Origin of the sequence: Actinotalea sp. JY-7885 (assembly GCF_014525465.1) — a bacterium.
Lineage (GTDB): Bacteria > Actinomycetota > Actinomycetes > Actinomycetales > Cellulomonadaceae > Actinotalea.
The window spans coordinates 1-1,250 of the sequence record NZ_JACEXH010000324.1 but is presented as its reverse complement, the minus strand read 5'-3'; the positions used below and the strand labels follow the sequence as shown (position 1 = coordinate 1,250).

The following is a 1,250-nucleotide window of genomic DNA, read 5'->3' as shown; positions in this document are numbered from 1 at the left end:
CCCGCGGGCACGGCGGGCGTGCGGGCCGCGCCGTAGGTGAGCCGCCGCAGGAGCGCCTCGAACGGGCCCCGCACGCCGCGGGCCGCCATGAGCGTCGCCGCGGCGAGCGTGAGGAGCCACGCGGCCGCCGCGAGGCCGAAGGACGCGAGGGGGTGCAGGCCCTCGCCGAGCCCCAGGCCCCACGGCGAGAGCAGCGGCGCGAGCAGGAACGACTGGCCGAGGTAGCCCGTCAGCGACCGCTCCCCCAGCGCCGCGAGGGCGCCGGTGGCGCCGCGGTGGCCGCGCCCCTGCCGGCGGTGGGCCAGCAGGGCGAAGCCGCACACGTAGCCGATGCCCGCGTACATCCCGCCGAGCAGGGTCGCGTACGAGGCGGCGAACATCCCGCCGGGCCCCGGCTGCCACACCCCGAGCGCGATGAGGGCCACGGGCAGCGCGCTGACGACGTTGACCGCCATGCCGGACCGGAAGACGCGCCGCAGCCCCGGCAGGTGCTGGCCCGGCGCCGTGAGCCACCCCGCCCGCTGGAGCATGACGCCGACGACGACGAGCGGCACGAAGCCCAGCAGCACCAGCACCATCGCGATGCCGCCGACCTCCGCGACGAGCCCGGTGACCATGCTCTGCGCGTAGGTGCGCCCCATCAGCGGCGCGCCGGCCGCCGTGGCGTCGTCCGTCAGCAGCGTCGCGGCGGCGAGGAACGTGGTCATCCCGACGGCGACGTAGGCCAGGCTGCCCCACAGCCACCGCCGCAGCGCGCGGTCCGAGGCCTGCACGAGGGCGAGCGCGACGAACCCGGTGGCGCCGTAGGCGGCGATGATGTCCCCCGCGAACAGCAGCACGCCGTGCAGCACGCCGAGCACCACCAGCCACGTGCTGCGCCGGGCCAGGACGGCACGGACCGCGCCGGCCGTCGCGCCGCGGCTGCGCATGCGGGAGGCCATCATGGCGAGGCCGAAGCCGTAGAGGACGGCGAACATCGGGCGCGAGCGCTCGGCGACGAGCAGCTGCTCGACGAACATCGCGACACGGTCGGCGGCCGAGGCGTCCACGGGGTTCTGGTACGGGTCCAGTGCCGTGCCGTACCGGTAGAAGCCGACGTTCGCGAGCGCGATGAGCAGCAGCATCGCGCCGCGCGCGACGTCCGGGGCGAGCGACCGCTCGGGGCGGGTGATCGGCGCGGGCGGCTCCGCGGCCGCCAGGGGCGCCGGGGGTGGCGCAGCCACGGGCGGCGGCCATGCCACCGCGGGCGG

General features: G+C 77.4%; 1 protein-coding gene. It reads right to left on the bottom strand.

Annotated elements, in window-relative coordinates:
* Positions 1-1,223 (bottom strand): DUF418 domain-containing protein (locus IDM29_RS17745; protein WP_188037844.1); only part of this gene is annotated, 1,223 nt, incomplete at its 3' end.
* Between the last annotated feature and the right edge of the window lie 27 nt (positions 1,224-1,250).